Here is a 14,609-nt window from a genome sequence, read left to right as displayed (position 1 = left end):
AAAAAATTCTTATGTAAATTTTTAAAAAAAGTCAAATATTACAATAATATACTTAAAAATTAACTTTTTATTTTTTTCTTGGAAAGTCTATATTTCATAAATTTGTAAAATAAAAAACCTAAATTTCTTTAGGCTTATTTGACATCTACGACGTCGGCTCAATGATTATTATACACTAATCATAAGTTACGCCACGAAGATTTTTAAGAAATTGCAAAAATCACTTTTGAGTTCTTAATTCATCGGGTTTTCCGTCTTTTGTTAAGAATTTCTTAATTTGTGCCAACTTAAAAAATTGGCTATAAACAAAAACTCTTTCTTCAGATGGTTCCACACCTAAATCTTTAATAATATTTGGATAATATCTTGAAACTAAACAATAACCTGCGTAAGAAATTAAATCTATTGGAAAAATAGAATTCTTAATTGAGTCGATAACACTTAATTTTATAGCAACTTCAAGATCATCGATCTTAGGCATTAAAATTCCAGGTGTATCCATAAAATAGAAATTATCAACAGCTACTCATTTAACTACAGTAGTTACACCAGGATAGTCAGCAACTTTAAGATTATTTTGATTTGTCATTAAATTAATTAATGTACTTTTCCCTGCATTTGGTACACCAACAACCATAACTTTAATTTTAGGATTTAGAAATCCTTTTTCTTTTTTCTTATCAACCATTGGTTTCATTATCTTATTTATTTTGTTTAAAATGATTTTTTTAGAAGATTTCTTTCTTAAATCGGTTCATAATACATTTTCGGTTCCAAAACGTTTATTAATCAATTCTTTTTTAGAAGAATCCATCATATCTTCTTTAGTAATAATAAAAAGTCTTGGTTTTTGAGGTGAAATCGAATCAAAATCTTCATTATAAGTGCTAATTGGTGATCGAGCATCTAAAACAACAATAAACAAATCACAAATATTCGCATTTTCTTTAATATTTCTCATTGCCTTAGCCATATGGCCTGGATATCACTGAATTAGATTTTGTAAATCTTTAGTTTCCATATTTTGTTGCCTCTTTTAATAATTCATTCAAGCGTTTATTTTCGAATTTTAGTTCATCCAATTGTTTTTTTAGTTGCTTATTCTCGTCTAAAATCTTTTGCTTATTATCTTGTTTAGATTCTTCATTTATAGTGAAATTATATAATGTGGTTGAAATTAAATTGAGAAAAACATCCACTTCAGTTGGAGAATAACCGTTTAGTTCAAGTGTAAAATTCTTATTTTCTATATTTTTTAATAATTCAGTTAATTTCATTTTTATCCATTTCTTACTTTGTTTAGAACAATAGCGGCTGCAGTTGCTACATTAAGACTTTCAAATGAAATTGGAATATAAATAAATTGATTTACGTATTTCTCAATTTCAACAGTAATCCCATTCCCTTCATTACCAAAAATAATTAAGTTTTTTTCAGTAAATTTTACTTCATTCAACTTAACTGAATTTGATTTTAATGTTGTTGCTAAAATATTGAACTTTCTCGACTTAACTACTTTTTCAAGGAAATTATAGTCTTTTACATTAATCATTTTCTGTTTAAAAAATGATCCTTGTGATGCTCTAATTACTTTTGGGTTGTAAATATCAAAATTTTGAACCACTAAAAGATCAATATCAAATGAACGACATAATCTGATGATTGTCCCAATATTACCTGGATCCTGGACTTTTTCTAAATAAGCAATATTTCTAATACTATTTAAATCAATGTTTACTTCTCAATCTTTAGGTTTATATTTAACAACACCAAAAATATTTTGTGGTGTTAATACTTCTGAAACCGATTCAATAATTTCTTTTGAAACCTCAGTACTACTTTTGTAAAGAAATCTTTTACTCTCGCTATATTCATAAATATCAATATTCATTTTAGCAGCTACAGCTTCATTAACTAAATGTTCGCCTTCCACAATGAACATATTGAATTTTTCACGATATTTTTTGTTTTTTAATTTAATTATGTGTTTAATTTTAGGATTATTAACACTGTCTATTTTTTGTCTCATTCTAAAATGAAGTTTTTACCTTTCTGTACTTCAAACAAGCTTAAATCTTTTCATTTAAGTTGTCTCATAATTTCAAATCCCACAATTGCAACACAATTAGCTAAATTAATTGAACGCATTTCTGACATCATCGGAATTCTTAAACAATTATCAACATTACTTTTTAAAATTGACATGTCAATACCTGTCGATTCTCTTCCGAACATAACTCAAATTTCTTTTTCTTTATCAAAATTAGTTTGATAATCAACTTCATCATAAGTTTTAAGTCCATATCTAGTTATATAAAAAATATTCTTTTTACCATATTTCTTGTTAAATTCTTCATAAGAATCATGAACTTCATGTTGAATATCACTAAGCATTCTTCCAGCTCCATAACGACGTAAGTATTTTGGATGTAAATCAAATGCTATTGGCTTGATGATGTGTAATTTAGCACCTAAAGCATAACATGTACGAATGATATTTCCTGTATTAGGACAAATTTCTGGTTGATATAATACTACATTTAACATAGTTTAATTATATTATTAAATACTAATTTATAAAATAAAAGTAGTCAATGACTACTTAAATCTCTCAACAAATTCATCTAGCACCAATTTAATTTTCTGAATTTTTTCCAATGCTTCATTTTTTGTTATTCCATAAGCATAAATATAAAACTTAATTTTTGGTTCAGTTCCCGAAGGTCGATAAGAAATAGTTGATTTATCTTTTAGAGTGATTTTAATCATATCTGAAGAAATTTCTTCATACTTATAATCTTTTATTTCAAAAGAATCTTCATAAAATTCCAATTTAGGAAAATTGTTTCTTATTGAATTTATTTTTTGGATTTCATTAAACTCATATGAAATAGTTTCACTTTGAATATAACCATATTTTTGATAAATTTTTTCAAGATATTCAATTAAATTAATGTTTTGTTTTTTAAGTTCACTAGCTATAAAACTTAGTGCAACAACTGATTGAATTGCATCTTTGTCTCTAGCTAAAGAAGGTTCGATTAATGAACCATAACTCTCTTCAAAAGCAAAAACAGAACATAAATTATTTTTATTAATCACATCACCTATTCACTTAAATCCTGTCGGAACTTCATAAACATCAATGTTATTCAATTCAGAAATATTAGCTAAAAGCGGACTTGAAACAAATGAATAAATAAGTGAAGAATTTTTTTTATAAAAATTATTTTCAACCAAATAATTAAAAATAATTAATGCTGTTTCATTTCCATTTAGCAAAATAAATTCATTATTATGTTTTACAGCAACACCAACTCTATCAGAATCTGGGTCTGTAACTAATAAAAGATCAATATTTTTATCTTTTGCAGTTTTGATTAATTCATCAAAAACTTCTTTAAGTTCAGGATTAGGTTTTTTAGCATAAGTAAAATTTGAATCCTTTACCATATGTTTTTCTGCAAATAAATAACTTCCTTCAGTATATATTTTATTTAAAATTATTGGCACAAAATAAATTCCGGTACCATGAAGTGGACTATAAACGATTTTCAGGTTAGATATTTTTTTTATATTTTTACTTAAATTAGCAACATTAACTACCTTTTCAATATAATCATTCTTATCTTCTTGTGATACTAAATGTAAATATGAGTTTTTATTTAATTCAATATTATTGATATTTTTAATTTCATAGTATTTCTTAAAATATTTTTTTAGCTCAAGCACTTCTTGTGGAAGCAGTTGATTAGCTTTATTGTTGTAAAGTTTGATTCCATTATATTCAGCGGGATTATGACTTGCTGTAATGTTGATTCCTAAATCAGCCTTATGTTTCAAAATTAAATAACTAACAAAAGGTGTCGGTGAAATTTCTTCATTAAAAAGAACATTTATTCTATTTTTTGTTAATAGGTTAGCAAAATATACACTAAATTCATAAGACATTAATCTATTATCTCTACCAATAACAACTAGTTTTTCACTCTCATTTTGGCTTTTTAAGTATTGAACAATTCCGTCAGCAATTTGTTCAACATAACCATAATTTAATCTACTTGGTCCTTCACCTATTATTCCACGAATACCCGCAGTTCCAAAATCTAAAAATTTTTCCATATTAAAATTATATTAAATAAAGTATATTTGCTTAAAAATTAATTTCTTGACCTATTATTTAAATCAAAATATCAAAAATGGTAAAATATAAATAATTTTAATTAAAGGAGGTCAAATGAGCAAAAAACCAACTTCAAAATGAGGATTTTGAGTCTCTTACTTCTTTAGATTTAAAATTATTGATTTAAACATTTCAGCGTTTTTATTAGCACTTTTGATAATAATAACTTTTCTTACAAAGTACACAGCGTTAAAAGTAATAAATCTAAACTTTGAATATTTATTTTATATACTTCTGGGGTTTTTTGTTAGTCTATTTCCAGCGCTTGTCGTTGCTTTAATTGGTGATACGATTACATTATTTATTTCCGGAAACATAGGATTTTGACATCCGGTGTACGCAATCACACCTTTACTGATTACAGCAATGTCATTTTTCTACTTTAATGTACTAAGAAAATTAGATCATTATAAATTATTAGTGCCAAATATTTTTATAACAGTTACAAATATAATCTTAATTATTATTTGTTTTTGACAAATTAATAGTGCTATTAATGCTGATTATTTAAAAATTGGTAGAGTTTTTGGTTTTACCAAAATTAGCATTGGTGTTATTTATGCACTTATTGGATTAATGGTAATTTTTCAGTGAATTTGTGCTATCACAACGATTATTTCTATCATTAAGAAAAATCAAAAATTGGCACAATTTTCAATTGCTTTTGGAATTGTATCAATAATACTAGTTATTTTTAGATGATTTTACGGGCCTTATGCATACTTTGTATTTTTACAATACATAAACTATTCTCCAAATAGAAACTTAAGTGAGTTCTATCCAATTTGAATGGCCGCATTTGCCTTAAAATCACTAATTAGTATTCCAATCTATACATTAATTTTATTCCCAACTTTGATACCATTTGAATTTTTAAGAAATCGCTATATTTTACAAAATAAACAAAATCAATACTAATAAAGGAATTACATATGTCAGAAACAATAAAAAACAAAAAATACCCTCAAAAATCTATGAGACAATCTAGAATAGAAGTTATTCAAGTTCTATATAAATTTATTATTTTAGAACGTGAAATAGATCCAGCTGTTGCTTTTGAAGAATTTGACTTTTTAAATAGAACTCAACTTGAAAAGTTGGATAAAATTGCAAGCAATTATGAATTTATCAAAAAAATGATCAAAATTAATCTTAGTTCGGATTGATCATTTGAAAGACTTAACCCTATAACTAAGGCTATTTTAATTAATGCAACTTATGAACTTTTTGTTTTAGATAAAGCAATTGTTATTAATGAAGCTTTAGAAATTGGAAAAATGTTTTTTGATGTAGAGAATTTTCAAGCTAAAAAAAATCTTAAATTTATTAATGCATGCTTACAAAGTATTTTCAATGCTTTAGTTATTCTTGAAAAAAGAAATAGAAAATTGGAAAACTCGAATGAAGAAAAATAAATTCAATAAAGCAATCATTTTATTCAATAATTACTGTAAAAAACAAAAAATAAATATTATCGATATGAACGAAATTGCTGAATTTGTTGATAAAAATGTTTGCAAAATTTCTTTTAATGAGATTATTGAACAAATAAGTTCTAAACTGGATACTAAGAATAAATGAGAAGACAAATTGCTTTTAGACTTTATTGAATTCTCACTTCTAGAGGGTTTCTACAAGAAGATAAAAATTAAGAGACATTTCAATCCTTATGAAAATTTAAATGTAGAAGAAATTATTAAATTAAACGAATATAAAAGATCTAAATATGTTGATTTTTTGGTGGCTTTAGAAAATTTTGATGGTCATAATATTTTTTTACAAAATTTATTAAAAATAATTAAGTAGGTATATATGAACGATTTTGAAAAATTAAAAAATGAAATTCGTAGTGAATTTCCTATACTTAAAAACATTGTTTATTTAGACAATGCTGCTCAAAGTTTAAAACCAATTTCTGCTATTGATGCCATCAATACGTACTATACTTATGAATCAATCTCTGTAAGAACCGGCGATACACCATTAGGAAACAAAATTAATCAAATTTATAAGCAAACCAAAGAAAAAATAGCGATTTTAATTAATTCAGACCCCGAACAAATAATTTATACAAGTGGAACAACTGATTCACTTAATACTTTTGCTTTAATGTTTAATCAAATTTTAGAACCCAAAAAGAAGATTTTAATTTCAGCTTACAATCATTCAAGCAATATGCTCCCTTGAATTGAGTTGGCTAAATCAAGAAATATTGAATTCATCATAAGTGAAGAAATTTATGAAAATATTGATGAAAATATTCAATTGATTTGTTTGTCACAGAGCACGAATAATTTTGATATCAAATATGACATAAAAAAGATTTACGAAAAGGCTAAAAAATTCGGAGCTATAGTTCTCAATGATGCTGCTCAATCGATAACTCATGAGAAAGTTGACCAAAATTATGCTGATGTTATTGCTTTCAGTACTAATAAATTGTTAGGACCTTCTGGTCTAGGTGTGTTATCAATAAAAAAAGATTTATTAAAGAAAATTAGACCTACTCGTTTTGGTGGTGGATCAGTTCACGACATAGACAAAAGTGGAAACTGAATCCCCAAAGAAACTATTCAAGCATTTGAACCTGGAACTCCTAATATTGCTGCAATTTATATGTTCAATAAATCTTTAGATCTATTTCTTAAAATTGGATATGATAATATTCAAAAAATACTTTTAGAATTGTCTAATTATTTATATGATAAATTAGTTAAATTAAAAAATGTTGAAATTCATACCCAAAAAGGTTCGATAATTACTTTGTTTAATGTAAAAAATATAAATTCTCAAGATGTAGCAACTTATTTAGGTTCAAAAAACATCTATGTTAATGCAGGAATTTTTTGTGCACCATTTGTTAGAAATATTAAAAAAGAGCGTTCTTACATTAGGGTTTCATTGGGAATTTATAATAATTTTGATGATATCGATAAATTAGTATGCGAAATAGAAAATGGGGGTGATTTTTATGCATTTTAATCAAAATCAAGCAAGAGAAATAATTATGAATAACTATATAAATAATCATAAGGATAATTTAACTGAAAATCATAAAAAAGTTTATTCAACTTCATGCGCTGATTTATTAGAAATCGAACTTGAAATAGATCAAAAAATAAATAACATCAATACCAACGCAAACGGCTGCGCAATTTTTGTTGCTTCAACAAACATTCTTAAAAAAATACTAAAAGATAAAGAAAATCAAGCAGCAAAAAATTTATTAAAAAAGTTTATTAAATTTGTTAATCAAGAAATTGAGCTAGATGAACAAGAATTAAGTGAACTTGAAGAACTTTGAGCTTTTTATAATGTAAAAACTCATCTAAACAGAGTTGATTGTGCTACACTAACAGCAAAATATATTTTAAATGAACTCAAATAAATTCATTTTTCACATTGATTTTGACTCATATTTTGTGAGTGCATTAAGAAGTATTTTTCCAGAATTGAAAGATAAACCTGTTGTTATTGCAACCAAATCAAGCAAGGCAATAATAAGTTCAGTTTCATATGAATTAAGATCTAAGGGCATAAAAGCTGGCGATTCAGTTTCTCTAGCGTTCAAAAAAGAACCTAAAACAGTTATTATTGAACCTAGATATGATTTTTTTAATGCATTAAGTAATGAAATATTCAAGCATTTATACAATAATTACACTAAGAAAATGGATGTTGGTTCTATTGATGAAGTCTATCTTGATATGACTGAACTAGTTAACAATAAGATCAATGCCATGAATCTTGCCAAAAGCATTCAAAAGGAAATTTTAAATAAATTTAAAATCCCAATCTCAATCGGAATAAGTCATACTCGTTTTTACGCAAAAATGACCACAAATATTGTTAAACCTTTTGGAGTTGGATTTACAGGTGAAAAAGACGTAATAAAACATTTTTATAACTTAGATATTTCTGAAATTTTTGGAATTGGTAAAAAAACCGAAATAAAACTTAAAAAATTAGGAATAAATAATTTTAAGGACTTAGCAGAATTAGATGAACAAGATCAATTCATAAAATCAGTAATTGGTCAAAACGGTTTTAAATTAATTAGCTCAATTAAAGGTTTTGAGCATACTCAAATTGAGAGCTTCAAGAAAGTATTTAAAGGTATTGGTTTTGAAAGATATATTTCCGAAACAACTGATGATAAATTGCTTCTAGAAAAAAAACTTGATTACTTTGCTACTAAAATTTCATCAAAAATGAAAAATAGAAATTTAGTAACAAACAATATTACTGTCGGACTTCGTTATGAAAAGAAAATTTGATTTAATAAATCATTAAAATTATTCAATTATACAAATGATTACAAAACACTATTCAGCAATTCCCTAATATTATTGGATCAAATTTTCAAGGAAGATAAAGCTATACACGGAATTAGATTAAGAGCTAATGATTTACTACCTAGTTTTCAGGTTTCTTTAAAAAGTAATTTGTTTGAAGTTGAAAAAGATCATAAAGAAAAATCAGAAATAGATAAATTTGTTGATGACATTAATTATCAACTAAAGGGAAAATTTTTATTCACTGCTTCTGAATTGATTAAAAGCAAAAATAGAACAAGAAAACAACTTAAATTTGTTGGAGAAGATTTGGAAGAATAAATATTACATTTCAGTAATATAAAGTACAATATAAAAGGAGAAATAATGAAAATAGGTATTTACGGAGGAAGTTTCGACCCAATTCATAAAGGTCATACTAAAATTGCAGAAATAGCAATAAATGAATTAAGTTTGGATAAATTGTTATTTGTTCCTGCATACATTTCGCCTTTTAAGACTGGTAAAAATATTGTTTCTGCAGAGCACAGAATAAATATGATTAATTTAGTAAAACCAGACAAAACAGAGGTTTGTGAATTTGAAATTAAGAGAAATAATTTGAGTTACACCATCGATACAGTTAAATATTTAAAAAATAAATATAAAGATGATGAATTGTTTTTAATCATTGGAAGCGACAACATTAATTTGTTACACAAATGAAAAGACATTGATGAAATTGCTTCATTAGTCAAAATTTGTGTGTTCAAAAGAACAAGAAATGTTAATAAAACAAATATTAAAAAATATAATTGTTTGTTATTAAAAAATCCTATTTACGATTATTCTTCAACTGAATTTAAGAAAGGATTTTTAGATGTTGTTGATGAAAAAGTAATCGATTATATTGGTGAAAATAAATTATATTCAAAAGAATTAGTACATAATATGCTTAGTGCTAAAAGAGCAAAACACTCCGTTGCGGCCGCAGAGTTTGCTGCTTCACTCGCTAAAAGTTGTGGTTATGATGCTAAAAAAGCTTATTTTGCTGGACTTTTTCATGATATTGCTAAAGAATGGAAACCTGAAAATTCACTAGGATTTATTAAAAGCATTTTAGGCAATTCAACCGATTTTTCTAAACATGAACTTCACCAGGTTGCTGGTTCTTTATGAGTTAAACATATTTATAAAATTAATGATGAAGATATTACTCATGCAATTAGAGTACATACTACCATGAATGAAAATGGTATTTCAGAATTAAATACATTGGATAAAATTCTTTATATTTCTGACAAAATTTGCATGGGAAGAAAATTCCCGGGTATTCAAAAATTAAGAGAAATAGTTCATCAAGATTTAGATAAAGGATTTGCCTTAGTTGTCAAGAGAACATATTTATTTGAGAAAGAAAAAGGGACGAAATTTTCTGACTGACAAGAACAAATTTACCTAAATTACATCAAAGAGGTAGAAAAATATGAAGCATAGATTACAAAAAATACTTTCTGAGGCTGGTATTGCTTCAAGAAGAAACTCTAAACAATTAATTAAAGATGGAAGAGTCAAATTGAATGGTAAGATAGCAACTTTAGGTGATAAGGCTACTTTTGGTGATGACATATTAGTTGATAATAAACCTATAAAAAGGGAAGAAAAAGTTTATTTTGTGTTAAACAAACCTCCTAAAACTGTATGTACATTAAAAGATAATTTCGATAGAACAATAGTAACAAGTTTGATCAATACTGATGCTAAAATTTTTCCTGTTGGTAGATTAGATTATGATACTACCGGTGTTTTACTTTTAACAAATGATGGTGATTTATGCAATAAATTAATTCACCCAAGATATCAAATACTAAGAAAATATCGAGCAAGATTGGATGAACCACTAACCAACGAGCAATTAAAATTATTAAATAAACCAGTTTTAATTAAGAATAAACCTTCATATCAAAAAGTGGAACAACTTGATACAAAAACATATTTAGTTTCACTTTCAGTAGGCACTTACCATCACGTTAAAGAATTATTTGAAACGGTTTCAAGAAAAGTTATTAACCTTAAAAGAGTTGAATTCGCTGGAATAACATGCGAAAAAATTCCTGTTGGTGAATATAGAAAATTAAATTTTAAAGAAGTTAAAATGTTAAAAGCCTTGACGGAGCGCAATGATGAAAAAAATAAAAAAATTTAGTTTTATTTTCGCTTCTATTTCACCGTTAATTTTAATGACACAAAGCTGTTTTGGTTCTAGTTTTGATAAGCAAGCCGATTTAGAAAATAAAGAATTTGTAAATAAAATAACTAACTACTTAAATAAAATTAAAAATAAGAATAATGAATTCAAGAATTTCTTAAACAATAAAAATAATTCAGCTATTCCATTAAATAATATTGATGACTTTTATAAACAACCTAACCAAATTGCTATTGAATTATCTAATCACTTAAATAGTTTTATAAATGAATTATCTAATAAAAAAGACGAAATTACTAAATTTAACGAATTAGACATTTTGTTGTCTCCAGCAAAAGAAGACAACGAAAATAAACTAATCGATTTGATAAGTAAATTAAACTTCATTAACAATGATGTTCAAAAATTAGTTGAAGAAAAACAATTATTAACAAAAAACAACGATGATGCTTATTCGGTATTAATTAACGACTTAGAACAAAATCTTTCAGCAAATCTTTTTACAGGCCAAAGTCAAAAAGATACTATTAATCGTATTAAAAACTCGATAAATTCAGTATTACACCTCCCTTTAGGTGAAGACTGTGATTGTAAAAATATTTTTTATAAGTCTAACTACTATGACTCAAGCGTTATTGATATTAATTACAACTTAATCAAAGCTTATTTAGGATTTAATTCTGAAAATGGTAGCACTTCTGAAGAAGATTATCAAGAATTATTAAAAATTCACACTCATGCATTAGCAAATATTATTCGTGAATGATTATTTATTACAGTCGAAAATGAAGATTATCAAAAAAATGCAAGATTTAGACTAAATAAGTGAGTAGAGTCAATTAAAAATAATTCAGATACTCATAATTTTATTATTTCGAATAATGAATTAAAAAAATTATTTAATGCAATTGAAACCAGTTTAGATATGTTAAACAGTTCTATCGAACAAATTAACAAAAACAATTCTGGTAAATATCCTTTTGATAAATTTTTAAGTTTTATAGTTGATGTTGATAAGGAAACAAAAAATATAAACGATGGAATTATGGGTCAATTAAACTACACTATCAAAGAACTTTATGAGTTATTGGATAGTAAAACAAAATAAAAATCACCTAATTTTTCAATACGGTGATTTTTTTTAACTGTTTTTCTTGATTAATTCATTATTATATGATAAAAAGGCACTATTCACAATCCATTCTTTAACTTTTTCAGAAAAATGAGTTGTCATACTCATAACAATTCTTATCAACGCTTTTATATTAGCGGCTTCATATTTTTTTGGTGTTGGAGTTAATTTACCGGCAGTAAATTCATTTATTTTGATTAAAACCATTTCATCAAAAACTTTACTTTCTTCGTAAATTAATCTTTTTTTCAACATTTGTCAATGGATATCAGGATTCTCATTTTCGCCAATAATAGTTTTTATAAAATCTACAACCACATAATATCTTACATGATTTTTTGGATTAACCTTTGATCTGACTTTGTCATTATCAACAATTTTTTTTAATTCATTCATAGAGCCTCTTTTTAATTATACTTTTAATTTAACAAAAGACTGATAAATATAAAAAAATAGAATTTTTTTCACAAAAATTCCACTTTTTAAATTGAATTAAAATTATTATTAATTATAAAATACTCTAATATCTTTGAATCATTATCTTTCTTACCATTATAAAGAATATGAATAATTTGTTTATTTTCTTCAATCAAATTAATAAACTTATTATTTTCATTAATTTTTAATAATTGCTTATTAAAAACGTTCATAAATAATAAGGCTTTTTTACCAAAGAATATAAATAATAAACCTTTGAAAAATTTGGATTTTTTAATAATAATCTTGTAATTAAAACAAATTATAAAAATTTTCTTGTTGGTATAGAAAAATATTAAAAAGAAACAAATTCAACAAATTAAGCAAATCAGTGAAATTAATAAAACTCAATAACTATGGATTGAAAAAGATCTGTAAGCACCAAATCAAACAAAAATAATTAACAAAATTGAAATAACAATATTAATATATAATCAAAAATTAAATTTATGATAATAATTTTTATTCTTCATTTGGGTTCTCTTCTAATTTTTTAAGTTCTTCGTTTGATATACTCCGTGTGTATTTACAATTTGGGAAATTTTTACATCCAACAAACTTTTGTTTCTTTTTATTTCTTCTTATAACAAGAACCCCAGAGTCTTCTGGACATGATTCTTCTAAAGCTAATTGGGTTAAAACAGTTTTTTCCATTGTATCTTTTGCTTTATCAAAAGTGTCATTAAATTTTTCTCAAAAGTTATTCATTACTATATCTTTAGAAACTTTTTCTTCTGCAATTAAATCTAATTCTTCTTCAACTTTAGCCGTATATTCCTCATTAATTATATTACTGAATGATGCTGTAAGTTTATCGATAACATTTTTACCAAAAACAGTTGGAACTAATGAAGAAGACTTCGAAACGACATACTCTCTATCTTTAATTATTTTTACAGTAGTAGCGAATGTAGATGGACGACCAACTTTAATTTTATCCAACATCTCAATCAATGAACCATCAGTATATCTAGGTGAAGGTTTAGTTTCATGATCGCTAAACTTAAATTCCTTTACTTTAACTTCTTGGTTTAATTCATAATTAGGATCTTTTAAATCAACTTCCTTTTCATCATCTATAATGTAGTAACCATCAAATTTTATAGATGAAAAACTGTTTCTGAATTTGTATATGTCGTTTTCATATGTATAAGTTTTAATGGTTCTAATTGGTTGAGAAATTAAAGATTGCATTGTTATTTTATAAATTAACTTATAAATAGTAAATTCTTGCTTACTCATTTCAGGATATAAAGCTAAAGCATTTTCTGGTGTCAATGAAACATCAGTAGGTCTTATGGCCTCATGAGCATCTTGATCACCAGAAAAACCTTTAACTTCTGAAGCCACATAGTCTTTACCAAATTTGTTATTAATATAAACTTTAGCATTATCGATAAATGTTTGGCTTAGTCTTGAAGAATCGGTACGTGGATACGAAATAAGTCCGCCATCTCCAAAACCTTCATAAAGTTTTTGAGCAGCAGATTGAGTTACTTGAGCAGAATAAGGACTCTTTTTATATAATGCTGCTTGTTTTAATGGTGTTACTGATGCCATTTTTTTATCAACGACATTAATATCAGTAACTTTTATGATTTTCTTAGCACTTTCAAAGTGTTTTTTAACTAAATCAATTTCATTAGGTAAAATTCAATCCCTCTTATCACTAGGATTGTTTGTATTGATATAACCAGCAACGATTTTTGAACCGCATAATGCATCTAATTTATAGTATTGTTCAGGTATAAAGGCTTCTATTTCTCTTTCTCGATCAACAACTAATTTCAATGCGATTGATTGAACACGACCTGCACTAGCTTTTGTTGGTGAATTAGAAATTTTCTGATTAATTAAATAACTAAGTCTAAATCCAATTATTCTATCCAGCATTCTTCTTGCTTTTTGTGCTTCAACAAGGTTATAATCAATTAAACCCGGTTTCTCAATAGCCTTTAAAATAGCATTTTTGGTAATTTCATTGTATTTTATTCTATTGTATTTTTCCTTAACATCCAAGTATTCAACTAAGTGTTCTCCTATAGCTTCACCTTCACGGTCAGGGTCGGTTGCAATAAAAACTTTGTCACATTTTTTGGCGATAGTTTTTAATTTTTTAATTAATTCTTTTTTACCTTTTTCTAATGAATATGAAGGCTCTCAATTTTCAATATCAATACCTAAACCATATTGTCCACTAGTCTTTAGTTTAGCGATATGACCAATACTAGCTTCAACTATATAATCCTCACCTAATATTTTTTTAATTGTATTTACCTTATTAGGTGACTCTACTATAACTAATGTTTTCATATATTTAATATTTATACCACA

The 14,609-nt window shown here is 25.7% G+C and carries 17 protein-coding genes; 9 read left to right on the top strand and 8 right to left on the bottom strand.

The annotated features are described in order from the left end of the window. Window positions 1-175 precede the first annotated feature (175 nt). The 5 genes from ylqF to FRW55_RS00510 are packed head-to-tail and all read right to left on the bottom strand — an operon-like array spanning window position 176 to window position 4,122. The gene (gene ylqF, locus FRW55_RS00530) at window positions 176-1,021 is read right to left on the bottom strand and encodes a ribosome biogenesis GTPase YlqF (protein ID WP_146368283.1); all 846 of its coding nucleotides are present in this window, start codon (window positions 1,019-1,021) and stop codon (window positions 176-178) included. Beyond that, on the bottom strand, window positions 1,011-1,277 hold the full coding sequence (locus tag FRW55_RS00525; protein ID WP_146308877.1) for a DivIVA domain-containing protein: 267 nt from the start codon (window positions 1,275-1,277) through the stop codon (window positions 1,011-1,013). Before FRW55_RS00525 ends, ylqF begins: the two co-directional genes overlap by 11 nt. 2 nt (window positions 1,278-1,279) lie before the next feature. Further along, complete coding sequence (locus FRW55_RS00520) at window positions 1,280-2,029, bottom strand: TrmH family RNA methyltransferase (RefSeq protein WP_146368282.1); 750 nt, start codon at window positions 2,027-2,029, stop codon at window positions 1,280-1,282. Continuing rightward, on the bottom strand, window positions 2,014-2,547 hold the full coding sequence (locus tag FRW55_RS00515; RefSeq protein ID WP_146367806.1) for a tRNA (cytidine(34)-2'-O)-methyltransferase: 534 nt from the start codon (window positions 2,545-2,547) through the stop codon (window positions 2,014-2,016). Before FRW55_RS00515 ends, FRW55_RS00520 begins: the two co-directional genes overlap by 16 nt. Before the next feature lie 51 nt (window positions 2,548-2,598). After that, window positions 2,599-4,122, bottom strand: coding sequence for a phospho-sugar mutase (locus FRW55_RS00510; RefSeq protein ID WP_146368281.1), 1,524 nt, complete (start codon window positions 4,120-4,122; stop codon window positions 2,599-2,601). A gap of 115 nt (window positions 4,123-4,237) precedes the next feature. On the opposite strand from FRW55_RS00510, the gene FRW55_RS00505 reads away from it, so the two are divergent. The 9 genes from FRW55_RS00505 to FRW55_RS00465 are packed head-to-tail and all read left to right on the top strand — an operon-like array spanning window position 4,238 to window position 11,774. Further along, on the top strand, window positions 4,238-5,101 hold the full coding sequence (locus tag FRW55_RS00505) for a hypothetical protein (RefSeq protein ID WP_146367804.1): 864 nt from the start codon (window positions 4,238-4,240) through the stop codon (window positions 5,099-5,101). 14 nt (window positions 5,102-5,115) lie between these two features. Continuing rightward, window positions 5,116-5,598: a transcription antitermination factor NusB gene (locus FRW55_RS00500; protein WP_146368280.1), complete on the top strand. Its 483-nt coding sequence runs from the start codon at window positions 5,116-5,118 to the stop codon at window positions 5,596-5,598. Next, entirely contained in the window at window positions 5,585-5,989 is a 405-nt protein-coding gene (locus FRW55_RS00495) for a hypothetical protein (RefSeq protein ID WP_146368279.1), read from the top strand. Before FRW55_RS00500 ends, FRW55_RS00495 begins: the two co-directional genes overlap by 14 nt. A gap of 6 nt (window positions 5,990-5,995) precedes the next feature. Further along, window positions 5,996-7,165 carry an aminotransferase class V-fold PLP-dependent enzyme gene (locus tag FRW55_RS00490; RefSeq protein ID WP_201798412.1) on the top strand — a complete coding sequence of 390 codons (1,170 nt, stop codon included), beginning with the start codon at window positions 5,996-5,998 and terminating at the stop codon, window positions 7,163-7,165. Further along, window positions 7,155-7,571, top strand: coding sequence for an iron-sulfur cluster assembly scaffold protein (locus FRW55_RS00485; RefSeq protein ID WP_162848266.1), 417 nt, complete (start codon window positions 7,155-7,157; stop codon window positions 7,569-7,571). Before FRW55_RS00490 ends, FRW55_RS00485 begins: the two co-directional genes overlap by 11 nt. Continuing rightward, a complete protein-coding gene (locus FRW55_RS00480) occupies window positions 7,558-8,799 on the top strand; it encodes a Y-family DNA polymerase (protein ID WP_146368277.1) in 1,242 nt (413 codons plus the stop codon). Before FRW55_RS00485 ends, FRW55_RS00480 begins: the two co-directional genes overlap by 14 nt. A 45-nt stretch (window positions 8,800-8,844) precedes the next feature. Continuing rightward, window positions 8,845-9,954, top strand: coding sequence for a nicotinate-nucleotide adenylyltransferase (locus FRW55_RS00475; RefSeq protein ID WP_146368276.1), 1,110 nt, complete (start codon window positions 8,845-8,847; stop codon window positions 9,952-9,954). Continuing rightward, the gene (locus FRW55_RS00470) at window positions 9,944-10,663 is read left to right on the top strand and encodes a pseudouridine synthase (protein WP_146368275.1); all 720 of its coding nucleotides are present in this window, start codon (window positions 9,944-9,946) and stop codon (window positions 10,661-10,663) included. The genes FRW55_RS00475 and FRW55_RS00470 overlap by 11 nt, the downstream gene beginning before the upstream one ends. Then, complete coding sequence (locus FRW55_RS00465) at window positions 10,641-11,774, top strand: MAG0770 family lipoprotein (RefSeq protein ID WP_146368274.1); 1,134 nt, start codon at window positions 10,641-10,643, stop codon at window positions 11,772-11,774. The genes FRW55_RS00470 and FRW55_RS00465 overlap by 23 nt, the downstream gene beginning before the upstream one ends. A 33-nt stretch (window positions 11,775-11,807) precedes the next feature. Here FRW55_RS00465 and FRW55_RS00460 read toward each other — a convergent pair whose 3' ends face one another. The 3 genes from FRW55_RS00460 to topA form a co-directional block, all read right to left on the bottom strand. Beyond that, entirely contained in the window at window positions 11,808-12,194 is a 387-nt protein-coding gene (locus tag FRW55_RS00460) for a hypothetical protein (protein WP_146368273.1), read from the bottom strand. An 86-nt stretch (window positions 12,195-12,280) separates the two neighbouring features. Then, on the bottom strand, window positions 12,281-12,448 hold the full coding sequence (locus tag FRW55_RS04075; RefSeq protein ID WP_162848259.1) for a hypothetical protein: 168 nt from the start codon (window positions 12,446-12,448) through the stop codon (window positions 12,281-12,283). A gap of 289 nt (window positions 12,449-12,737) precedes the next feature. Beyond that, a complete protein-coding gene (gene topA / locus FRW55_RS00455) occupies window positions 12,738-14,588 on the bottom strand; it encodes a type I DNA topoisomerase (protein WP_146368272.1) in 1,851 nt (616 codons plus the stop codon). Window positions 14,589-14,609 lie beyond the last annotated feature (21 nt).

This window comes from Mycoplasma anserisalpingitidis (assembly GCF_007859615.1).
GTDB lineage: Bacteria > Bacillota_I > Bacilli_A > Mycoplasmatales > Metamycoplasmataceae > Mycoplasmopsis > Mycoplasmopsis anserisalpingitidis.
The sequence above is the reverse complement of the archived record's forward strand: the minus strand, read 5'-3'. Positions and strand labels throughout refer to the sequence as shown.